Here is a 22,709-nt window from a genome sequence, read left to right on the forward strand (position 1 = left end):
TCATGCCCTCCCGACGATGAAGCTGACGGTGGTGGCGGTGCTACCGCCGAAGTTCAAGGTGCCGAACGTCGTTGCGCCCTCGACCTGGTAGTCGCCAGCGCCGCCGCTGACCTGCTTGGCCGCATCGAGCAGCATCCGCACCCCGGAGGCGCCGACCGGATGGCCGCCACCGATCAGGCCGCCGCTGGGGTTGATCGGCAGCCGTCCGCCGATCTCGATCTCGCCGTTCTCGATGGCCTTCCACGATTCGCCAGGCCCGGTGAGACCGAGGTGATCGATCGCGAGGTACTCGCTGGGGGTGAAGCAGTCGTGGACCTCGAACCCATCGACGTCGTCGAGCGTGACGCCAGCGCGACCGAAGGCGTCGAGCACCGTACCCCGCACATGCGGCAGCACGTACGGATCGTCGGCGGCACGGTCGAGTTTCTGCTGCAGGCCCAGCCCCACCGTCCGGTGGCCCCAGCCGGCGACGCGGCCGAGCGGACGCAAGCCCGGATGGTCGCCAAGGAATTCGTCGGTGGCCAGGACGACGCCGGCGCCGCCGTCGGTCAGCTGGCTGCAGTCGAATCGGCGCAACCGACCTTCCACGACCGGGTTGGTGGCGTCGTCGTCGGTCAGCGGATCCGGCACGTTCCATCCGCGAGTCTGCGCATGCGGGTTCGCTCGCGCGTTGGTGAAGTTCAGTGCCGCGATGGCGCGCAGGTGCGATTCGTCGATGCCGTAGCGCCGGTCGTACTCGGCGGCCACCCGGTCGAACATGTGAGGCCACATGAAGGTCGCATCGGCGCCCTCGTGACCGGTCCACGCGGCGGCGCCGAGGTGCCGGGCGCCGGTATCCCCTGCGACGGTCTTCTCCAGCTCTACACCGAGCACCAGCGCCGACCGGTAGGCCCCCGACCGCAGATCCGCGATGGCAGACAGCGCTGCGACGCTGCCCGACGCACACGCGGCTTCGTGCCGTGTCGCCGGTTTGCCCCACAACCCTGTGTGCACCGAAGCCGGCATCGCCCCCAGGTGGCCCTGGAACGCGAAGAGTTCGCCGAACGCGTTGCCGACGTGCACCACCTCGACATCGCGGGCGTCGAGCTTGGCCGCCGCCAGTGTCGACTCGACAACTTCACTGGTCAAGTCGGCGAAATCCCGTCCCTCGCGCGTGACATTCCTGGCGAAGTCGCTCTGATAACCGCCAAGGATCCAGACATCGGGTGCGCCCACAGCCGCGACGCTACTACAACTAAGAGAGCGACTGTGCGGCGGGCGGCGTAGAGGTCGGCCCCGTCGGCTGCTGTCTTAACCGACGAGACCTCGGCGCGAGAAACGGTCGACCGTCACCCGAGCTTGCTCACGACATGCCCACTGCCCCGAACCGCAAACAATCGTGTACTCCGACGCTCGAAGGGGAAGACTTCCGGGCATGACCCCGTCCTCCCGCACCCATGACCTGGCCGAGCGAATGGCCGAGTTGGCGCGGGCTTCCGCCCCGCCGAGCACGGTCAACGAGGTGCTCGACGATGTCACCGACACCGCGCGTGAGCTGATTCCGGGCGCCGACACCGTGGGAGTGCTTCTGATCGGCCGGGGAGGGAGGTTCGAATCGCTCGCAGGCACGTCGGAGTTGCCGCACACGCTCGACGAAATCCAGATGCAGTTCGGCGAGGGCCCCTGCGTGGAGGCCGCCCTGGACGAGTCGATTCTGCGGACCGACGACTTCCGTACTGAGGGCCGCTGGCCGCTGTATTCGGCCGCCGCGGTCGAGCGCGGCGTGCTCAGCGGGCTGTCGATCAAGCTGTACACCGCCGATCGCACCGCCGGAGCGCTGAACATGTTCAGCTTCAAAGCGCGCGCTTTCGATGCTGACGACGAGATGATCGGCACAGTTCTGGCCGCGCACGCCGCCGCGGCACTGCTGGCCAGCCGGGAAGGCGAACAGCTGAAGTCGGCGATGGCCACCAGGGATCGCATCGGCCAGGCCAAGGGCATCATCATGGAGCGATACGGCGTGGACGAGGTGCGGGCGTTCGAGATGCTCAAACAGCTCTCACAGGACAGCAACGTCAAGCTCGCGGACGTCGCGCAGCGCGTCATCGACACGCGCAGCGGTATCTGAGACCAGGGATGCGGCCGACAGGATCCTTCGTCGGCGGCTGGTGACTTTCGACTCTTCGGTTCGCGCGCCGCCCCGGCGAGCATTGTGGGCGGGGCGTAATCGACGCCCCACCAGGAGGGTCAGATGAGCGCAACCGCAGCGACGCCCGGCGCGCGCGGCGTCGTGGTCGGAGTGGACGGGTCGCCGGCCTCCCGAGCGGCGACTGACTGGGCGGCCCGCGACGCAGCGTTGCGCGGTGTGCCCTTGACCGTCGTCCACGTGCTGCCCTCGAACACGAATGGCGCGTGGGTGGACCTCCCGATGTCGGGTCAGTTCGCCGCCGAGCGGGAGCGCCGCGGGAAGGCCGTGATCGAGGACGCTCTCGGGCTCGTTCGTGATGCCATCGGCGCCACACCCGGCATCGAGGTCGACCATCGCATTCTCGCCGGCGCCACCGTTTCGTCGCTCGTCGACTTGTCCGAAGGCGCCGAGCTGACCGTCGTCGGCTGCCGCGGCCTCGGAGGTGTCAAAGGTCTGCTTCTCGGTTCGGTCAGCTCCGGTCTTGTGCACCATGCGCGCTGCCCGGTGGCGGTGATCCACGACGAGGACCCCCTGATGGATCATCCGGCGACGGCCCCGGTGGCGGTCGGCATCGACGGCTCACCCGCCTCGGAGTTCGCGACAGAGATCGCCTTCGACGAGGCCGATCGACGCGGGGTGGAGCTGCTAGCCGTTCACACATGGACGGGCACCGGAGATTTCGGCGTCCGAGACGGCGGTGCGCGGGCGGATGAGGAGCTCGCGCAGCGCCTTGCCGGCTGGAGCGAGCGCTATCCCGATGTCGCCGTTCAGCGCATCGTCGGCCCCGGCAATCCGGCTCGCCGGCTGCTCGAGGAATCCGAACGGGCCCAGCTTCTCGTGGTGGGCAGCCGGGGCCTCGGCGGGTTCGCCGGGATGTTGCTCGGATCGGTGAGCTCGGCCGTCGCGCAGGCCGCACGCATGCCGGTCATCATCGCTCGGCGCTGAAGTCCAGGGACTTTCGCCTCTACGCCGGGCATGCGACACCGGTCATCATCACTTCAGGAGCGAACGAACCTCGAAGGTGATGACAGGAGTCACGATGCGGACAGGTGCGGTTGTGGTCGGCGTGGACGGCAGCGATGGCGCGGTCAACGCGGCGCGATGGGCGGGCGCAGTGGCTTCGGCGTACGAAACGTCGTTGCACATCGTGCATGCGCTGCCGGCCGTCGGGCACAACCTGACCGACACTGTCGCCGCGATGCGAGCGGCCGTCCTCGAGCACCAGCGCGAGAGTGCCGACGCTATTCTGCGCCGCGCGGAGGAGATCGTGCGTTCGGACCACAACGAACTCGAAGTGACGACTCTGTCCACCGATGTTCCGGTCGCCGAGGTGCTGGTGCAACTGGGCAAGACCGCACGGATGATCGTGGTGGGAAACGATGAAGTCACCGCTGCGGGTGCGCTTTTGCTGGGTTCGACGACACTGGCGGTGGCGACGCGCGCGGACTGCCCCGTTGTCGCTTGGCGAGGGTCGAACGTCGTGCCGACGGACGATCCGGTAGTCGTCGGGGTGGACGGAACACCGTCGTCTCTGGCCGCTCTGGAGAACGCGTTCGAGTTCGCCGAACGGTTCAATGCGAAGTTGGCGGCCGTGCGGTCGTGGTCGTCGCCGCTGCGCGCGGTGGCCGCGCGACTGCCTCTGCTGATCGACTGGGATGCGTTGGCGACGGCGGAGTGGGCACAGCTGACAAGCGATGTCGACCGATACAACCAGCGCTACACACAGGTGTCCGCTCCGTGCTACGTCGAGAACGCGAAACCCGCTGTAGCACTGATGGATCGCTGTAGCGCCGACGGTGCGCAGCTGCTGGTGGTCGGAAGCTACGGGAAGACTGTGCTCACCAGCGCCATCCTGGGCTCGACGGCGTTGAATCTGTTGCAACACGCCACCGTTCCGGTCATGGTCTGCCGGCCGCATCGATGATGCGTCGGCTGCGGTAAAGGGTCTTCCGGCCCTGTTACCGAGAGCGTCGCTGCGAGAGGGTTGAGGTATGACGACCGCGTCGGTTACCGCGAGCACCCGCCGAGACCCGTTCAGCGGCAACGGGAATCTCCACGCGGAGATCCATGAGACCCACACGGGGCTGGTTGCTCTCATCGGGGACCGGGCGTATAAGACGAAGAAAGCGATCGTCACGGACTTCCTGGACTTCAGCACCCGCGAACGTCGCGAGCAGGCGTGTCAACGCGAAGTGGAACTGAATCGCAGGTTGGCGCCGGACAGCTATTTCGGCGTGGGCCACTTCGCCACGCCGGGTGAACCTCCCGAACCGGTCATCGTGATGCGCCGCTACCCGGAATCCGCGCGGCTTGCCGCGCTGGTACGCAACGGCGATCCCGTCGACGGATGCCTCACCGCCATCGCAGACCGGTTGGCGCAGTTCCACCGAAACGCGCTCCGCGGCCCACAGATTGACGAACAGGCGACGGTCGCCGCCGCCTTCCAGCGCTGGCACCAGAACCTCGACGAGTTGAAGCGATACACCGACAGGGTCATCCCGGAGGCGACGCTTCGCGAGGTCACGCGCCTGGCGGACCGGTACCTGGCCGGCCGTGACCAGTTGTTCACGCAGCGGATCGCGGCGGGACGCGTCGTCGACGGTCACGGGGATCTGCAGACACAGGACATCTTCTGCATGCCAGACGGTCCGGTACTGCTCGACTGCCTCGAGTTCGACGATCGACTGCGCTACGTCGACGGTGTCGACGATGCCGCCTTTCTCGCGATGGACCTGGAGTTCCTCGGCCGAAAGGACCTCGCTGATAACTTCTTCGACGAGTACCTCCGGCGGGCTGACGATCCCGCACCGAGGTCCTTGAGGGATTTCAGCGTCGCGTACCGCGCCGTGGTGCGGGCGAAGGTGGACTGCATCCGCGTCGATCAAGGGCACCCGGAAGCGGTGGCCGACGCGATACGCCATCTCGACATCGCCCTGACCCACCTGCGGTCGTGCACCGTCGGGTTGGTCATCGTCGGCGGCGGCCCGGGAACCGGCAAGACCACGGTGGCGCACGGATTGGCCGAACGGGTGAACGCCCGGGTCATTTCTACGGATGAGGTGCGGCGCGAGCTACAACGGTCGGGAGTCATCGCGGGCCGGGCGGGCGAACTGGGTGTGGGACTGTATGCACCCGAGAACGTGCGCGCGGTCTACGACGAGGTGCTGCGTCGAGCTCGCGCTCTGCTGTCCGCCGGTGAGACCGTCGTGCTCGACGGCACCTGGCGCGATACGCATCGGCAGGAGAGGGCGTATCGACTGGCTGCCGAAACCTCATCGGCCGTGGTTCATTTCGTCTGTTCGCTGTCGTCGGCGGAAGCCGCTGAGCGGGTGGTGGCCAGAGGGTCGTCGAGTTCGGATGCGACACCACAGATCGCCGTTGCGCTCGGTGGCGACGCGGTCCCCGATCGAGCCCACCGACTCGACACCGCCCGTCCGCTCGCGGACTCGGTGGACGAGGCACACCGGATATTTCGCATGGCCGTCGGCGGAGGCTGTGATGGCGAAGCAGTTGACGGCGTTTGACGCCCGATCCCCCGGGTAAGTGCAGACATCGCCGGCGTCACCGCGGCGATGGCCGAACGCCGCTCGACGCCTCAGCGAGCCGTTCGCTGTCGATGCCGTCAATCGACACGACCGGCTTAATCATGACGGATTTCTTTGATCGGTGGCAGGATGCCCTTGCGCTGCGCCAACCCGATGTTGGCCATGACCTGCTCGAGCAACTCGTCGTAGGCGGAGCCGTCGATGAGAAGTTCGGCCGGTCCATGATGTAACAGGTAGCCGTCCAGGCGCCGGTCGATAGGCCAGTCGACATAGATCGGTCCGGCGAATTCCGACCGGAAGAAACCCCACACGATCGTGTCGCGCGACTCCTCGGTCTCCTCGTCGTGCTCCGCCTTGGTCACCTCAGGGCCTTGTCGTCGGCTGGTTTCATGCCCGCCTCAACTCAACCGTGCGGCTTCGAGCAGCAGCCGCCGCTCGGCTGCGGCGATGACATGCCGGGTGGTATCTGCGGCATCGGGGTTGACCGATACCGACGTGATGCCCAACCGCACCAGGTGTTCGGCGAATGCCGGGTTCGTGGACGGCGCCTGACCGCACAGTGACGAGGTAATGCCGTATTTCCTTGCTGTGCTGATGATCTGGCCGATGGCATCGAGCACGGCGGGGTCGGATTCGTCGAACAACTCAGCGCACACATCGGAATCGCGGTCGACTCCGAGCATCAGCTGAGTCAGGTCGTTGCTTCCGATCGACACACCGTCGATGCCCATCCCGATGTATTCGGGAAGCCAGTGCACGACCGAAGGCACCTCGGCCATCACCCAACGGTGCAGGCCGCGCTGGCGCCCGAGCGGACTGGCATCGACGAGCTCGAGGCAAGCCTCCAATTCCCATTTGGTGCGGACGAACGGGATCATCAGCCCGACATTCGGGGACTGTTCGCGGACTCGCGCCAGCGCCTCCAGTTCCAGCGCGAACAGATCCGGCTCGTTCACATATCGGTAGCAGCCGCGATAGCCGATCATCGGGTTGTGTTCGACCGGCTCGTAGGTCTCGCCGCCTTTCAGGCCCCGGAACTCGTTGGTGCGGAAGTCAGTTGCCCGGTAGATGACCGGCCTCGGGGCGAACGCCGCGGCGATCCGCCCGACAGACGTCCCCAACTTGTCCACAAGCGTGCGATGCTCCCCGTGGGCGATGAGGTCACGGGGATGACGGCCGGCCAGCGCATCGGTCAGCATGAATTCGGCACGCAACAGCCCCACACCGTCGACCGCTTGTGCGGCAACGGTTTCGGCGGCCTCGGGCATGGCCAGGTTGACATAGACCTTCGTGCCGGTGGTTTCGCTGTGCGGCCGGCTCGGGGAGCGCTGCTCGGTCGCCGATGTCGTCGACGAAGGCCGCACCCGGCCGGACACCACCTCACCGCGGGCGCCGTCGACCGTGACCGTCGTACCGTCGTGGAGGTCTCTCGTCGCAGTCCGGGTGCCGACGACGCACGGCACACTCAATTCGCGAGCCACGATTGCGGCGTGGCACGTCATGCCGCCGGTGTCGGTCACCAGCGCCGCCGCTCGTCGGATGGTCGGCAACCAGTCCGGATTAGTCATCTGCGCGACGAGGATCTCGCCCTCCTGCAGCTGAGCGCCCTCGTCGGGTGACTCCAGCACCCGCACCTTTCCCGAAGCGATCCCGGGCGCCGCGGCGAGGCCGCGGGCCAGCACCAGGTGTTTGTCTGCGGCGGCGGGAGTGGTGTGGCCCAGCGTGGTGATCGGCCGCGCCTGAACCAGATAGGTCTTACCCCCCGCGATCGCCCACTCGGTGTCTTGTGGACAACCGTTGTGCCGCTCGGTCGCCATGGCCAGTTCGGCTATCGATCTCAATTCCCCGTCGGTCAGTACGCGGGCATCGGCCTGCGACTCGTCGAGGTCGACGACGGCATCGTGCCCATCCTCGCCCCGTACGATCTTGAACGCCTTGTGACCCAGTCGGACATCGAGGGGTTGCATCGTCTCCTTGGAGACGATGTAGGTGTCGGGTTCGACCTCTCCGGACACCACGACCTCGCCGAGACCGAACGCGCCCTCGATGACCACTCGGTCCTGGGCGCCGTTGCTGGGGTCGGCGGTGAACGCGACTCCGGCCTTTTCCGAATGAACCATCTCCTGCACGACGACAGCCATTGCCGGATCACTGGTGAAGCCGCGGCTCGAGCGGTAGGTGATGACGCGCGGGCTAAACAACGACATCCAGCACCGCACCACCGCCTCCACCAGCGCCTCGTCGCCGGTGACGTTGGTGATGGTGGCGTTCATGCCCGCGAACGAGGCGTCCGCGCCGTCCTCGCCAGTGGCCGAGGAACGTACCGCAACCACCGCGCCCGGCCCCATGCCGTGGTAAGCGGACAGGATCAGCCGTCGCACCTCGTCGCCGGCACCGGCCTTGTGCACCAGGCCCTGCATGCGCTCCGACAACTCGGTGAGCCGCGCGGTGTCGACGACGGCGTCAAGCGCCTCTCGATGCAACGCGTTCAGCTCTGCTTCGACCCCGCCGGACCTCATGGACTGGCGGTAACAATCCCGCAGCAGAACGAATCCGGGTGGAACCGGCAGGTTGGCGGCGACCAGCTCGCCCATGTTGGCGCCCTTGCCTCCGGCCTCTTCGGCATCGGCGATCGTCAGCGCGGAGATATCGCGGATGAAGGTGAGATCGTCTCGAACGTCCATAGGTCTCATCCTGCTCTGGACAGCATGTTCGACGTACCATCCGAGGGCCATGACGTTGAGGACCAACGTCCCGACCGCGGACGGGCCTAAGTCCCTAACCGGTCGATGATGTGACTTCTGACCCTTCCGCGTGCCCCGTCGAAACGATGACCTCAGTACCGAATCTCTTTTCGGAGGAGGGGCGATGAAGCTTCCGGTCTTCGTTGACCCGCGTTACCACGACGCGGTGATCTTCGACCTCGACGGCGTCGTGGCCGAAACCGTCACAACACCGACCGACCGCTTGCCGGTGGCCGATTCCACCATCAAGCTGGCCCGCCAACTCCGGTCCGCCGACATCGAAACCGCTGTCGTCTCATCGGACGATCGCAGCGCGATCTTCCGAGCGGCAACAGGTTCCGACCTGTTCGCCATACGCATCGATCGTTCGTCGGTTCCCGACATACCCGATTCGGGGGGCCGACACCGTGACGCCCTACACCACGTGGCGCGAAGCCTTGGGGTAGCTCCTGCACGCTGCGTCATTGTCGACGACGACATCGCGGGAGTGACGGCGGGCCGCGACGGCGGATTCGGGCTGGTGGTCGCGGTGGACCCCGCCCAAGACGGTGCAGCGCTGCTTCGTGCCGGTGCCGATGTGGTGGTTGACGACCTCGTCGAGGTGACGGTCCGCGACGGCTATCAACGCCTTTCTGCCACGGCCGACGCTCTCTTGTCCTACAGCCAGATCGCGCCCTTGGCAGACACCCGGCAACCAGCGGTACTACTGGACTTCGACGGAACCATCTCTGAAATCGTCAACGACCCCGACGCGGCAACCCTGATCCCCGGAGCGGGCGAGATGCTGAAGTCTCTGGCCGCCCACTGCCCGGTCGCGGTGATCAGCGGCCGAGGTTTGGACGACATTCGGTCGCGGGTCGACGTGCCCGGGCTGTGGTACGCCGGCAGTCACGGATTCGAGCTCGTGGCTCCTGACGGCTCGCATCATCAGAATGAGGCGGGGGTACAAGCGATTCGCACCCTTGCCACTGCTTCGGCAGAACTGCGCGACTGGTTGGCCGGTGTCGACGGGCTCGTGATCGAGAAGAAGCGGTTCTCGGTGGCCGTCCACTACCGCAACGTCAGGCCCGAACATGTTGACCGAGTGGTCGCCGCAGTACGGACAGTGGGACAGAATCACAGGTTACGAAGCAGCGGCGGTCGCAAGGTGATTGAACTTCGGCCCGACGTCGGTTGGGACAAGGGGAAGACGCTGGAGTGGATCGTGGATCAGGTCGACGACTCGCGGCCGCTGTTACCTATCTACATCGGTGACGATCTGACCGATGAAGATGCGTTCGACGCGGTTCGCCACAAGGGCATCGGCATTGCGGTCCGTAGCGACGAATCGGGCGACAGGCGATCGGCGGCGCGGTTCACCCTGGAGGGGCCAGAGCACGTGTGTCGATTCCTCGGACGGCTCACCGACCAGTTGGCCGCAGAGCGCGATACGTCGAACGATCCCTGGAAACTGACGTTCGGTGGCTACCAAGCAGCCGACGAGAAACTGCGAGAAGCGCTGTGCACCTTGGGGAACGGCTACATGGCCGTGCGGGGAGCGGCACCCGAATGCCGTGCCGGAGACTTTCACTACCCGGGGACCTACGTCGCGGGCGTCTACAACCGCCTGACCGATCAGGTGGCGGGATCGGTGATCGACAACGAGAGCCTGGTGAACCTGCCGAACTGGCTGCCGGTGACTTTTCGCATCGACGACGGGCCGTGGCTGAACATCGACGAGGTGGACGTCTCGTCCTATCTGGTCACGATCGACCTACGCGGGGCAACGCTGTGGCGCGAGTTCTCGTTCGCCGACCAGGCTGGGCGGACCATCCGTGTGTCGCAGAGCCGATTCGTGGCGATGCACCTTCCCCACGCCGCCGCTATCCAGACGACAGTGCAGGCCGACGACTGGTCCGGACGACTCGAGTTTCGCACTCTCGTCGACGGCGACATCCACAACCATGGAGTCGAGCGCTATCGCGAACTGTCGTCGCGGCACGTCAACGTCGTCCAAACCCGCGAGATATCTGACAACTCAGTGTTGTTGGCGGTGCGGACCGTCGAGTCGAACATCGAAGTCGCCGTCGCCAAGCGCAGCACGGTACGCAGCCAGAGCGGCGGAATCGAGTCGACCCGTCGCCTTGTTGTCGATTCAATGCGGGTGGGGCGTGATATCGCCCTGGATGTCAGCGCGGGACAAGCGGTCACCCTCGAAGAGGTAGTGACTCTGTACACCAGCCGCGACCATGGAATTTCCGGTCCGGTTTCTGCGGCCGAACGTGAACTACGCCGGATTGGTGGATACGCCGAACTCGAACGGGGACACCAACTGGCGTGGGCGCACCTGTGGGAGCGATTCAACATCGAGATGGGTTCGGACGCGGACCTGCGTCGCATTGTGCGCCTGCACCAACTCCACCTGCTGCAGACACTCTCGCCCCATACCGCCGACTTGGATGTCGGCGTCCCCGCTCGTGGGCTCCACGGTGAGGCATACCGGGGACACGTGTTCTGGGACGAGCTTTTCGTCTTTCCGGTCACGAACATGCGACTGCCCAAGGTCACCCGATCACTGTTGATGTACCGCTACCGCCGGCTGGCCGAAGCTCGCCGTGCCGCCGTCGAGGCCGGTTATGCGGGCGCAATGTATCCGTGGCAGTCCGGGAGCGACGGCCGTGAGGAGAGTCAGCGGCTACACCTCAATCCCCGATCCGGCCGGTGGAACCCAGATGCGAGCGCTCGCGCCCACCACATCGGGCTTGCCATCGCCTACAACGTGTGGCAGCACTACGAGGTCACGGGCGACATCGGATTCCTGATCGACTACGGCGCCGAGATGCTCGCGGACATCGCGCGATTCTGGGTCAGCCTCGCCGAATACGACTCTGATAGGGAACGCTACGTGATCCGCGGCGTCATCGGACCCGACGAGTTCCATTCCGGCTACCCGGGAAGGGAATACGACGGGATCGACAACAACGCCTACACCAACGTCATGACGGTTTGGGTGATCATGAGGGCACTTGAAGCCCTCGAACGGATTCCGATGTATTACCGGCTTGCGTTGCTCGAAACGCTCGGCATCAGCGACGCCGACCTCGCACTCTGGGAGGATGTCAGCCGGCGGATGTTCGTGCCCTTCCATGACGGTGTGATCAGTCAATTCGAAGGTTATGAAGAACTCAAGGAACTCGACTGGGAGGGCTACCGCAGTCGGTACGACAACATGCAGCGGCTCGACCGCATTTTGGAGGCCGAGAACGACAACGTCAACAACTATCGGGCATGCAAACAGGCCGATGCCCTCATGCTCTTCTATCTGCTGTCCGCCGACGAACTCTACGAGCTCTTCGACCGGCTCGGATACCGCTTCACTCCTGAGCAGATCCCCAGAACCACCGAGTACTACCGGATGCGGACCTCACACGGCTCGACATTGAGCGCCGTCGTCCACGCGTGGGTATTGGCTCGCGGAAACCGGCATCAGGCGATGGAGTTCTTCCGGCAGGCGCTCGCTTCCGACATCGTCGACATCCAAGGGGGCACAACATCCGAGGGCATCCACCTGGCTGCGATGGCGGGAAGTATCGATCTACTGCAGCGGTGCTTCACCGGGCTGGAGATCCGGCGCGACCGCATCACGCTCGGGCCATCGTGGCCGAAATCGCTTGGCCACCTGGAGTTCACCTTCCGCTATCGGGGGCACCGGCTGCGGCTGGGGGTCTTCGGCCGAAGCGCCACGCTTAGCGCCGAGCCCGCCGATGCCGCACCCGTGCTGGTGGAATGCCACGGCGAGGCGCGCATCCTGCATGCCGGCGGCACTGTCGAATTCGGCGAGAGCTTGGCTGATGGACGGAACTCTGTGCCAGGGCCCGGTTGTGCGTGACGGGTACAGTCACCTCATGCCCGAAGAGCCCGATCGAACCGAGAAGGTTCACACTTGATAGAGGCTCGCGCCTGCAGAGACACCGGCGCCCGCTGCGACAAGCAACAACTGCGCGCCGGGCCGCACCACCCGTAGGGCGTCGGAAAGCGCGGCCACGAGCGACACGGTGTGCAGACGAGTGTCGCCGGAAACGGTTATCCGCTCGGGCTCGACGTTCAGCCTGGCCGCGAGGGCGGTCCGGTATGGAGCGTGCGCGGGAGCAGCGACGATCGCGTCGACGTCGTCGACCGTCATCGACGACGCGCTCAAGCAATGTTCGGCCGCCCTTGCGGCCGCGTCGGCCAACGCCTCGTCCGCCGTCTCCGATACATCGAAACGTAAGACGTTGCGCCGGTCGATCATTCCCACTGTGGCATTGAATGTTTCGCGCGCCTGTGGGAGATTCGCCCAGTGTATGCGACCGAATCCTCGATTGTCGCCAGTCCAGCTGCACAGCAGCGCCCCACCGGCCGGCGCGAACGGGAATCGTTCGCTCAGGCCGTGTCCTGGATCGGCATCACTGGCGACAACGAGCGCACGGTCGATGGCATGTGACCGCAGGAATCCGTCGACAACCTGTAACGCGGTGAGAACACCGCACGAGCCGTTCACGACGTCGAAGGAGAACGTCCCATGAGCGCCGGCGTGAGGAGCCTCCGGGTTGGCGCCGATATCCTGCTGGATCATGGCGGCCAAGGCCGGTTCACCGAGGTTCCGGTCGCGGTAGATCCCCGCGTTGACGAGAAGATCGACATCGTACGCTGGACATTCCGCGTGGTGAAGGCAGTCGCGAGATGCCTTGACCGCAAGGCGAAGTGCGCTGTGTCGATGCCGCCAGAGCCCCTCGGTCAACTCGACGCGGTCAATTACCGTGGCCATATCGACTCACCAGTTCCTCGTCCAAAGTCATCAATACGACGCCGATCTCCAGGCCCGACGCCAACGCGATGAGGGCGATCGTCTCGCCCGGCTCGATGTGCCGCGCCTCCAGCTCTTCGATCAGCGCAACCGTGTGAGTGGTCGATGCGGTATTGCCGTATCGGTCGACGGTGATCACCGCGTCGTGACGCGGGGAGTCTCCGAACACCTCCGACATGCGGGCCATCCCTTTACGGATCGCGCGGGCCGACGTCTGGTGGGTGATGACGTGGTCGATGTCGTGTAACGAGATGCCGGCCGTATCGAGTACTTCTTCTAACAGAATCGGGGTGTTGTCCATCGCCGCCCGATGAATACCCCTGGCATCAGTGAACATTCGCGCACCGGGATCGGCGCCTTTCGGGTAGCCGAGGCACAGTCGGCTGTAGTCCGCGACCGTGGTGAATCCCGCCAAGCTGATGCCGCCGCCTCCGGCAGGTGCCCGCTCCAACAGCAGCGCGGCGCCGGCGTCGCCGAGCGTCAGCGATGCCAGCTCCTTGCTCATGATGGTGCGGATGTGGCGGGCCGCGTTCTTGCCGAGTTGTGAGATGTATTCGCCGCTCACAACCAGCACGCGCTCGAACACTCCCTGGCGAATCCAGTTGTTGGCGACGGTGACTCCCGAGAGCATCCCCGCGCAGGCGTTTGACAGGTCGAAGCTCATCGCAGCATCGGCTCCGACCGCCCGGGCGACAGCACTACTCATCGTCGGCTCGACCCATTGCGTCAGGCCGCCGTGGAACTTGGTGATGCTGCAGCTGATCACCACATCGATCGAAGCGGGATCGCGGTGCGCTTTGCCGAGACAATCAAGTGCAGCGGCGGTCGCCAAACTGTAGGAGTCCTCGTCGCCGACCGACACCCGCCTTTCCCGAATCCCGGTGAGCCGTTCGAGGTTGATGTGGGTGCGGTGACGCGTGCTGGACATCAATGCATCAGTGGGGAGCCGCGTCTGGGGGAGGCGGCGGCCGGCGCCCGCCACGCGGGTGCGATACGGCGGAGCCGTTCCACCCGCCACGGGCTCCATGACCAACCACCGCTTGCGAGCCATACCGTCATCGTGGTTGCAGAGCGGGTGGCGGGGAAGGTGCTTTGGGATCGTTTCGGGGGGACTTTCGTCCCTTCGTCGACCGCTACGCAGTTCCAGCATGCCCGCCAAGTTTGCGTGCGGACCACGCCGGACGCGTAGCATCGGCCCCTGCGGGATGGTGATTGTCGAAGAGGGACGGCAGAGCGGTGACGGACAGAGCCCGATCCGGGGGAGACGCCGGCGAGCGTCCGCTTCGGGATACCTTGTCTCAGTTGCGGCTTCGCGAGTTGCTCTCGGAGGTCCAGGACCGCGTCGAAGAGATCGTCGAAGGACGCGATCGACTCGACGGACTACTTGACGCCATGCTCGTCGTGACATCCGGGTTGGAACTGGACCAGACTCTCAAGACGATCGTTCACACCGCAATCGAGCTGGTCGACGCACGTTATGGGGCGCTGGGCGTGCGGGGTCATGGCCACGACCTCGTCGAGTTCGTCTACGAAGGCATCGATGACGAAACGCGGGCGGCGATCGGCCACTTGCCGGAGGGGCGTGGCGTCCTCGGCCTGCTTCTCGACGATCCGAAGACGATTCGGCTCGACAACATCGCCCACCATTCCGTGTCCGTTGGTTTTCCGCCGAACCATCCGCCGATGGTCACTTTCCTCGGTGTGCCGATCCGCATCCGCGAGGAGGTCTTCGGCAACCTCTATCTGACCGAGAAGGCGGGTGGCCAGCCATTCAGCGAGGACGACGAGGTCCTCGTGCAGGCGCTCGCGGCGGCCGCGGGCATCGCGATCGAGAACGCCCGGCTCTACCAACAGGCCAGGCACCGGCAGTCGTGGATCGAGGCCACCCGCGACATCGGCACCGAACTGCTGTCAGGCACCGATCCGGTGAGGGTGTTCCGGTTGGTCGCCGAGAAGTCACGTCAACTCAGCGGAGCCGCTCTGACCGCGGTGTTCGTTCCGGAGGACGGCGATGCGCCGCCGATGGAAGCGACGGAGCTGGTCGTCACTGCAACCGCGGGGGAAGGAACCGCCCTGGATGTGGACGCGGTTCCCGTCGCGGATAGCCCGATTGGCCACGCGTTCACCCAACGCACGCCGATGCGGTTCGAGGGACTCGGGCTCGGCGTGGATGGGGTCCAGACGGGTCCCGCGCTGTTGCTACCGCTGCGCGTGGGCGACGCCGTCGCCGGTGTCCTGGTTGCGCTTCGGCCGGTCGGCGCGTCGCCGTTCACCGACGAGAACATGGACATGATGGCGGCCTTCGCCGACCAGGCGGCGTTGGCGTGGCAGTTGGCCAGCACCCAGCGCCGGATGCGAGAGCTCGACGTGTTGACCGATCGCGATCGCATCGCGCGCGACCTGCACGATCACGTCATCCAGCGGCTGTTCGCCGTCGGCCTGGCCTTGCAGGGGACGATCCCGCGGGCGCGCACGCCGGAGGTGCAGGAGCGGCTCACCGGATGCGTCGACGACCTTCAAGAGGTCATCCAGGAGATCCGCACCGCAATCTTTGACCTGCACCATGCGCAGCCGGGCGTCACGCTGAGGCAGCGGCTCGACGAGGCGATCGACCAGTTCGCCGATCCGGAAATGCGCACCACAACGAGATTCTCGGGTCCGCTGTCGGTCGTCAGCGACAAACTGGCCGAGCACGCGGAAGCGGTGGTGCGCGAGGCGGTCAGCAACGCCGTGCGGCACGCGAATGCCACCACTTTGCAGATCGGCGTGACCGTCGGGGACGATCTGCATATCGAGGTCGTCGACAACGGTTGTGGCATCGCCGCCGACGTGACGCCCAGCGGGTTGGCCAACCTGCGCGCCCGCGCCGAGGAGGTCGGTGGGCGGTTCATCGTCGAGGACGCCCCGGGCGGCGGAACCACCCTGACGTGGTCCGCCCCGCTGACCTGAGGTCTAATACACCGTCTGAGCTGCGAAAACACGTAGTGCCCCCGGCAGGATTCGAACCTGCGACACCGGCTTTAGGAGAGCCGTGCTCTATCCCCTGAGCTACGAGGGCGGACCGCTGGGAGCTTACCGGCTGGCCGGCCGCTGCGAATCAAACGTCACTGCCGGAGGCCCCGGTCGATTACGCTACTGTAAGTTCCGTAATTGGATGCGGCCGTCCTGGTCAGGAGGAGATGTCGTGCGCAGTCGCTACGCCGGCACGCCGTTCACAACGCCCACCGACGAAATCCAGCGGGCGCTCGAGGACGTCAGCGTCCCGACGCTGTTGCTCAGCCTCGTGCACATCACCGGCGACACCCGCTTCATCCGCGACTACGCCCAGGCCGGGTTGTTCCTCAACGAGGTGCAAGGCTTCATGTCCGAAGAGGACAAGGCTCGGGCGAGGGCCGAGGCGCTCGAGGTGATCACCGCTTACCGCGACCGCGGTTGTCCCGAACCCGCACCGCTGGACGCGTCCGTCGTCAAGCAGATGATGGATTGGGCCGCATGCGAACCCGTCGGCGAGGAGTACCTGCCGCTGCTGACCGAGGAACTCGACCTCGGGGGCGTCGACCCCCGCAAGCCCGAACCCATCGATCCAGACGCAGCGGCAACGCTTCCCGTGCTCGTCATCGGCTGCGGTGAGTCCGGGCTGCTCGCCGCCATCCGCCTCAAGCAGGCCGGGCTGCCATTCACCGTGGTGGAGAAGAACCCCGGACCCGGCGGAACCTGGTGGGAGAACAGCTATCCGGGTGCCCGCGTCGACGTGGCCAACCACTTCTACTGCTACAGCTTTGAACCCAGCAACAAGTGGAGCCACTACTTCGCCGAGCAGCCCGAGCTGCGCCAGTACTTCGTCGACGTGATGGACAAACACGGCATCGGCGAGCACGTGCGCTGGGAGACCGAGGTGGTGTCGGCCGAATGGGACGACGACTCGGGGACCTGGTCCGTCGCCGTCCGCGCGAAGAACGGCCGGGTGTCCAGAATCTCCGTGCGCGCGATCATCAGCGCGGTCGGCCAACTCAACCGCCCTCAGATCCCCGACATCGAAGGGGCTGACACGTTCGCCGGACCGGACTTTCACTCCGCGGCATGGAACCATGGCGTCGACGTCACCGGCCGCCGTGTCGCGCTGATCGGCGCGGGCGCGAGCGGTTTCCAGATCGCGCCCGCGATCGCCGACCGGGTCGAGCATCTCGACGTCTACCAGCGCACCGCCCAGTGGATGTTCCCGAACCCGATGTACCACAAAGAGGTTGGTGACGGCACCCGCTGGGCGATGGAACACCTGCCGTTCTACAGCCGCTGGTACCGGTTCCTGCTGCTGTGGCCGGGCGCCGACAAGGGCTTGGACGCCGCACGTGTGGATCCCGCTTACCAGCAAGGCGATTACGCGGTCAGCGACATGAACGCCGCCGCGCGGATGATGTTCACCGACTGGATCACCACCCAGGTCGAGGGCGACGAACAGTTGCTCGCCAAGGTTCTGCCGGACTATCCCGCGACGGGTAAGCGCACGCTGCAAGACGACGGCACCTGGTTGCGAACTCTTCGCCGGGACAACGTCGACTTGGTCCGCACGCCGATCGAGCGGATCACGCCGACGGGTGTGGTGACCGCCGACGGTCAGGAACGGCGTGCCGATATCATCGTGTACGCCACCGGTTTTCGCGCCACCGAGGTGCTGTGGCCGCTGCGGATCACCGGCCGCGACGGCGACGGTAATCCGATCGACTTGCGCGACGTCTGGGGTGACCGCCCCTACGCCTACCGAGGCATCATGGTTCCGGGCTTCCCGAACTTCTTCCTGACCTATGGCCCTGGCACACATTTGGCGCACGGCGGCAGCCTCATCTTCAACTCCGAGTTGCAGATGCGCTACATCGGCCAGTGTCTGCGCGCCCTGGCCGACGGGGTGCACTCGATCGAGCCGAAGGCCGACTCCACCGACGACTGGCGTCGCCGGTCACAGGAGGCGATCAAGATGACGGTCTGGTCGCACCCGTCGATCGAGCATTCCTACTTCAAGAACGCCCGCGGCGAGATCCACACCGTCAGCCCGTGGAAGCTCTACGAATACCACGACGCGGTGCGCGAACCGGAGTGGTCGGACTTCGTGGTGCGCTCGGTTGAATCCGTTGTCGCACAAGCGCGAAAATCTTAAAGCTCGGCGATCACCTTCGCGAACGGCTCGGCGTGCAGCTGCTGGACGGTGATGTAGCTGATGCCGTACGTCTCGCGGTAGCCGCGCAGCGTGTCGGCGATCTCGCTCGTCGACCCCGACAACACCGCGGGGGTAGCCAGCAGCTCCTCTTCTGACAAGTGGGGGAGGAACCGGCTCGTGATCGACAGGTCGGGCCTGCCGGAATCGTCGGTCGGCATGGCAGTGACGGCGATGTTGAGCTCGAGGTCGTCGAACCGGTCACCGGCCGCTTGGCGCACGAACGCGACGCGGTCTGCGAGCGGATCGGACGTCGCGGTGATCGGGGCGCCGCCGGTCAGCCCGATGATGTCGGCGCGCTGAGCGGCCAGCGTCAACAGCCTGTCGCCGTTGCCCGCGATGAGGATGGGCACATCGGGCGCGTGCTCGGTCATGTGCTCGGTCACGTGGCGCAGCCAGTCCACTCTCTGACCGGCCGAGGGATACGGCAGCTCAGCCTGTTCGAACTCCTCCTTGACATAGCCGGCGCCGAGCCCGAGGTCGAAGCGCCCGCCGCTCAGATCACGCAGCGTGGTCACCTCCCGCGCGAGCAGCGCGGGCCGGTAGAAGCCGGCATTGAGCACGAACGTGCCCACGCGGAGCCGTTCGGTTGCCATCGCCATTGCCGTCATCATCGGGAACGGCGCGGTCGTGTAGAGGTGGTCGGCGACGTGGACGATGTCGTAGCCCATGTCCTCGGCGCGGCGCGCCCAGTCCTGCACCGACTTCTGACGGCGCGCGGCCTGCAGCCCGACGCCGAACCGGAACGGTTTGGTCACGGATCGATCGTAGAAGGGTCGCAGGTCGACAAAAGATGTTTGGCGCCCAGAAGCTTCGGGCAATACATCTGCCGCCGACTTCGAATCACCGGAGTCCCCAGACCTGAAGGATTTGTTGCCCCGATCCGGCCCGTCGTGAATCATCCGACGGGCCGGATCAATATTTCGGCTACCCCAGACTATGGCCACGCATCCCACGATCGGCGTCGAAGAAGAGTTCCTGCTCGTTGACCCCGCGAGCGGGGAACCTGTCGCGCTCAACGAGGCCGTCGCCCGCGAGGCGGTAAAGCGCGGTGTGAAGCTGCAACTCGAACTGACCACCTGCCAGGTCGAAACCACCAGCGAGGTGGTCTCCTCTTCCCGCGAACTGCGCGACCAGCTGCTGCGGCTTCGCCGACTTTCCGCCGAAGCCGCGGGCGCCGCCGGGGCCCAACTGCTGGCCGTCGGGCTGCCGCCCACGCTTCCGCAGGAGTTCCCCATCACCGACACTCCGCGGTACCGGGAGATCGGCGAGAAGTTCGGCATGATCGCGCACGAGCAGGGCATCTGCGGCTGCCACGTGCACGTGGCGGTGCCCAGCCGCGAAGCCGCGATCCGGGTTAGCAACCGGCTGCGGCCCTGGTTGCCCAGCCTGCTGGCGCTGAGCGCGAACTCCGCGATCTACCGCAACTCCGACACCGGCTACGCCAGCTGGCGCAGTGTGCTGTGGGCGCGGTGGCCCAGCGCGGGCCCGCCGCCGCACTTCGACTCCGTCGACGAGTACGACGCCGTCGTGCAGATGATGCAACAGGCGGGCGCGATGCGCGACGACGGCATGGTCTATTGGGATGTGCGGCCGTCGAAGAACTTCCCGACGATCGAGGTGCGCGTCGCCGACGTGCCGGCGACGGCGGCCGAGACCGTCCTGCTGGCCGCGCTGACCCGGGCCGCGGTGATGACGGCGTTGGAGGATGAGCGGCGCGGCGAGCCGACACCGCCGCTCGCCGCGCATGCGCTCAAGGCCGCGTACTGGAAGTCCGCGCGCGACGGCCTCGACGGCGATGCGGTCGACCTGCTGGAAAGCCATCAGCGGGTGCCCGCGCGAGAGCTGCTGGACCGGCTCGTCGAGCACGTACGGCCCGCGCTCGAAGCCGTGGGCGACTACGACCTGGTGTTCGACGAGTTGCGCCGCGTCACCGAACAGGGCAACGGCGCCATCCGGCAGCGGCGGGCGTGGCAGCGCCGCCGGGACGTGGGCGACGTCGTGGCCGAGGCGGCCGAGGCGACGCTGGCGGGAGCGTAGGCCGACCAGCCTGGGGTACGCCGAGATCTGCACCAGGGCTGTGCTTCCGCGGAAATCACGACCGTCTCGCAGAAATCGGTGCAGACCACTAGGCCAGAGGCAGCTCGGCGAACGGTGCGCTGGTCGGCTCCGCCGAACCGCCGGGCGGTTCGATGGTGAAGGCCAGAGTGCTCGAGTCGCCGATGTCGGGCAGCACGGCCGTCGTCGACGGCGCCACCGACTGCGAGTCCATGGTGCCCGCAGGATGCGGACCCTCCGCGTCGACCAGCCACATCTGGTAGACGGTGCCGGGTTGCGGCGGGGTGACGTTGTTCATCACCAGCACCCCGGCATCCTTCTCGCGCGAGAACACCACCGTCGCGGTGCCGCCGCCCGGAATCTCCCCCGAGACGGTGCGCACGTCGGGCGCGGCGAACACCTGCTCGGCGGTCGAGGGTTTGTCGGCCGGTCGCAGCGCCAGACCGACGCCCAGGGCGCCCGCGCCGACCACGACCACGGCGGCAGCGGCCAGCGCGGTCTTCTGCCAACGCGTCGGACGCGGCCGCAACTGGCGTACCGGTTCCGCTCGTCCGTCGCCGATCTCGGCCAGTAGGCGCTCGCGCAGATGCGGAGGCGGTTCGGCGGCGGTGGCGGCCGACACGACCGCCATGGCCTCCCGGACATTGCGCACTTCCTCGGCGAAGGCCTGCGCGACGGCGGGGGGCGCGGCCGCGACGCGGCGGTCGACTTCCTCACGTTCGGAATCGGAGATCGCGTTCAGGGCGTAGGGCGCCGCGAGGGCGCCGAGGTCGCTATCCATGGGCTCGGTCATGCCATCCCCAAGCACTTGCGGAGACCGCGGAGGCCGTCGCGCATCCGCGATTTGATGGTGGCGAGGTTCGCCGACAGCCGTTCGGAGACCTGGGCGTAGGTCAGCCCCTCGTAGTAGGCCAGCTGGATGCACTCACGCTGCACATCCGTCAGCGATCCCAAGCAGTTGGCGACCTGGCGGCGCTCGTCGCGCATGATCACCGAGTCGGCGACGTGATCGGAGGGCAGTTCGACGGTGGCCGCGCCGTAGCGGTCCTCCCGCTGCGTCGCGGCCTGCTCGGACCGCACCCGGTCGACCGCCCGGCGGTGCGCGAGCGTCATCAGCCACGCCAGCGGGGAACCCGCCGAAGGGTCGTAGCTTCCCGCGGTACGCCATACCTGCAGGTAGACATCCTGCGTGGTCTCCTCGCTGTACCCGGGATCGCGCAGCACCCGGGTCACCAGGCCGAACACCCGCGCACGGGTGCGGTCGTAGAAGGTGGCGAAGGCCTCGACATTCTCCTCGGCAACCTGGCGAAGCAACTCGTCGAGGTCCGTGGTCACCAGCGGTAGCCTAGCCACCCGCGTGGACATCGTCATGAATATCGCGATCTGGCGGTATTGCCGACGAAAGCCGCTGTCGGAGCGACGGTTTCGCCGACCGCTTCGGCGCCGCGCACCAGAGGGACACGCCGCAGCCACAGCGTGAGGTGCTGGAGCCGGTACTCCAGCGCCGTCATCAACGGCGCCAGCGGGGCCTTCGCCTGCATCAGCAGCACCTCGGCGACACCCGCGCGCCTGCGTGCGCCACGCACCGTGGCGATGAACGCCGGGCCGTTGCCGCGGTGCAGCGATACGGTCACGTTCACCTCGTCGCCAGGGTGCGGCGCGCGCACCAGATAGTGACCGTCGGTGCCGTTGAACGGCGACACCCGCAGCCTCTTCGGCGCCATCGACGTCCCATCCGGGCTCGGCGGCAGCAGATACGCATGCCGTTCACCGCGGTGGTTGTGCATCTCCATGACGATGTGGCGCACGACGCCCGCCGTGTCATGGCACCAGTACAGCGTCACCGGGTTGAACGCGTAGCCGGCCACCCGCGCCTGCAGCAACGCGGTGACGCGCCCGCCGCCCAGGTCGACACCGCGATCCCACAGGAACGCGTCGATGCGCTGGCGCAGCGAGTCGCCCGGGGCGCCATGAAGGTGGTCGCGGGCGTCGAAGCGCGCGAAGGGGCGCAGCCACCATGGGACCCGCGGTAGCCGGTCGACGTCGACCAGCCAGCTGTATCCATGATGTTCGAAATGGTGGTACACCGGCGCACGACGCAAATGCGCCGTCCGGGTGCGGTACAGGTAGGAACCATCCACATGAGGTATTCGGAGCCGCA

Annotated in this window: 17 protein-coding genes and 1 tRNA gene; 8 read left to right on the forward strand and 10 right to left on the reverse strand. The window is 66.4% G+C overall.

The features are described 5' to 3' along the window. On the reverse strand, positions 1 to 1,215 hold the full coding sequence (locus tag AU192_RS20940) for an acetyl-CoA acetyltransferase (RefSeq protein ID WP_064399445.1): 1,215 nt from the start codon (positions 1,213 to 1,215) through the stop codon (positions 1 to 3). Between the two features lie 199 nt (positions 1,216 to 1,414). Between AU192_RS20940 and AU192_RS20945 the strand changes: the two genes are divergently transcribed. From AU192_RS20945 to AU192_RS20960, 4 genes are all read left to right on the forward strand, one after another. Beyond that, positions 1,415 to 2,107, forward strand: a complete 693-nt coding sequence (locus AU192_RS20945) for a GAF and ANTAR domain-containing protein (protein ID WP_064399446.1) — start codon at positions 1,415 to 1,417, stop codon at positions 2,105 to 2,107. Positions 2,108 to 2,230: 123 nt separating this feature from the next. Next, positions 2,231 to 3,112, forward strand: a complete 882-nt coding sequence (locus AU192_RS20950; RefSeq protein ID WP_064399447.1) for a universal stress protein — start codon at positions 2,231 to 2,233, stop codon at positions 3,110 to 3,112. A gap of 94 nt (positions 3,113 to 3,206) precedes the next feature. Continuing rightward, positions 3,207 to 4,091 carry a universal stress protein gene (locus AU192_RS20955; protein ID WP_064399600.1) on the forward strand — a complete coding sequence of 295 codons (885 nt, stop codon included), beginning with the start codon at positions 3,207 to 3,209 and terminating at the stop codon, positions 4,089 to 4,091. A 67-nt stretch (positions 4,092 to 4,158) separates the two neighbouring features. Next, positions 4,159 to 5,691 (forward strand): bifunctional aminoglycoside phosphotransferase/ATP-binding protein, encoded by a 1,533-nt coding sequence (locus AU192_RS20960; protein ID WP_064399448.1) that lies wholly within the window; start codon positions 4,159 to 4,161, stop codon positions 5,689 to 5,691. 116 nt (positions 5,692 to 5,807) lie between these two features. Here AU192_RS20960 and AU192_RS20965 read toward each other — a convergent pair whose 3' ends face one another. Next, a complete protein-coding gene (locus AU192_RS20965; RefSeq protein ID WP_064399449.1) occupies positions 5,808 to 6,074 on the reverse strand; it encodes a hypothetical protein in 267 nt (88 codons plus the stop codon). Between the two features lie 36 nt (positions 6,075 to 6,110). After that, positions 6,111 to 8,396, reverse strand: coding sequence for a phosphoenolpyruvate synthase (gene ppsA, locus AU192_RS20970; protein ID WP_064399450.1), 2,286 nt, complete (start codon positions 8,394 to 8,396; stop codon positions 6,111 to 6,113). Positions 8,397 to 8,580: 184 nt separating this feature from the next. On the opposite strand from ppsA, the gene otsB reads away from it, so the two are divergent. Beyond that, positions 8,581 to 12,324, forward strand: coding sequence for a trehalose-phosphatase (gene otsB / locus AU192_RS20975; protein WP_064399451.1), 3,744 nt, complete (start codon positions 8,581 to 8,583; stop codon positions 12,322 to 12,324). 48 nt (positions 12,325 to 12,372) lie between these two features. On the opposite strand, the gene AU192_RS20980 is transcribed toward otsB, so the two are convergent. Together AU192_RS20980 and AU192_RS20985 are read right to left on the reverse strand one after the other, a co-directional pair. Further along, the gene (locus AU192_RS20980; RefSeq protein ID WP_064399452.1) at positions 12,373 to 13,242 is read right to left on the reverse strand and encodes a 3-oxoacyl-[acyl-carrier-protein] synthase III C-terminal domain-containing protein; all 870 of its coding nucleotides are present in this window, start codon (positions 13,240 to 13,242) and stop codon (positions 12,373 to 12,375) included. Next, entirely contained in the window at positions 13,226 to 14,332 is a 1,107-nt protein-coding gene (locus AU192_RS20985; protein ID WP_174523468.1) for a 3-oxoacyl-ACP synthase III family protein, read from the reverse strand. Before AU192_RS20985 ends, AU192_RS20980 begins: the two co-directional genes overlap by 17 nt. 185 nt (positions 14,333 to 14,517) lie before the next feature. Between AU192_RS20985 and AU192_RS20990 the strand changes: the two genes are divergently transcribed. Then, positions 14,518 to 16,230 carry a GAF domain-containing sensor histidine kinase gene (locus AU192_RS20990; protein ID WP_207544972.1) on the forward strand — a complete coding sequence of 571 codons (1,713 nt, stop codon included), beginning with the start codon at positions 14,518 to 14,520 and terminating at the stop codon, positions 16,228 to 16,230. A gap of 36 nt (positions 16,231 to 16,266) precedes the next feature. Here AU192_RS20990 and AU192_RS20995 read toward each other — a convergent pair. After that, positions 16,267 to 16,339, reverse strand: a tRNA-Arg gene (locus AU192_RS20995). A 126-nt stretch (positions 16,340 to 16,465) separates the two neighbouring features. On the opposite strand from AU192_RS20995, the gene AU192_RS21000 reads away from it, so the two are divergent. Further along, on the forward strand, positions 16,466 to 18,433 hold the full coding sequence (locus tag AU192_RS21000; protein ID WP_064399453.1) for a flavin-containing monooxygenase: 1,968 nt from the start codon (positions 16,466 to 16,468) through the stop codon (positions 18,431 to 18,433). Here AU192_RS21000 and AU192_RS21005 read toward each other — a convergent pair. Further along, a complete protein-coding gene (locus AU192_RS21005) occupies positions 18,430 to 19,248 on the reverse strand; it encodes an LLM class F420-dependent oxidoreductase (protein WP_064399454.1) in 819 nt (272 codons plus the stop codon). The two genes, AU192_RS21000 and AU192_RS21005, sit on opposite strands and share 4 nt — an antisense overlap. 181 nt (positions 19,249 to 19,429) lie before the next feature. Here AU192_RS21005 and AU192_RS21010 point away from each other — a divergent pair, with 181 nt between their 5' ends. Beyond that, positions 19,430 to 20,530 (forward strand): glutamate--cysteine ligase 2, encoded by a 1,101-nt coding sequence (locus AU192_RS21010; protein ID WP_064399455.1) that lies wholly within the window; start codon positions 19,430 to 19,432, stop codon positions 20,528 to 20,530. 88 nt (positions 20,531 to 20,618) lie between these two features. Here AU192_RS21010 and AU192_RS21015 read toward each other — a convergent pair whose 3' ends face one another. Genes AU192_RS21015 through AU192_RS21025 form a run of 3 tightly spaced genes read right to left on the reverse strand, consistent with a single transcriptional unit; the run spans position 20,619 to position 22,689 of the window. Further along, entirely contained in the window at positions 20,619 to 21,341 is a 723-nt protein-coding gene (locus tag AU192_RS21015; protein ID WP_064399456.1) for an anti-sigma factor, read from the reverse strand. Then, positions 21,338 to 21,919 (reverse strand): sigma-70 family RNA polymerase sigma factor, encoded by a 582-nt coding sequence (locus AU192_RS21020; protein WP_064399457.1) that lies wholly within the window; start codon positions 21,917 to 21,919, stop codon positions 21,338 to 21,340. The genes AU192_RS21015 and AU192_RS21020 overlap by 4 nt, the downstream gene beginning before the upstream one ends. Next, positions 21,916 to 22,689: a DUF1365 domain-containing protein gene (locus tag AU192_RS21025; RefSeq protein ID WP_066807810.1), complete on the reverse strand. Its 774-nt coding sequence runs from the start codon at positions 22,687 to 22,689 to the stop codon at positions 21,916 to 21,918. Before AU192_RS21025 ends, AU192_RS21020 begins: the two co-directional genes overlap by 4 nt. Positions 22,690 to 22,709 lie beyond the last annotated feature (20 nt).

The sequence above is a fragment of the Mycobacterium lehmannii genome (assembly GCF_001499925.1).
Classification (GTDB): domain Bacteria; phylum Actinomycetota; class Actinomycetes; order Mycobacteriales; family Mycobacteriaceae; genus Mycobacterium; species Mycobacterium lehmannii.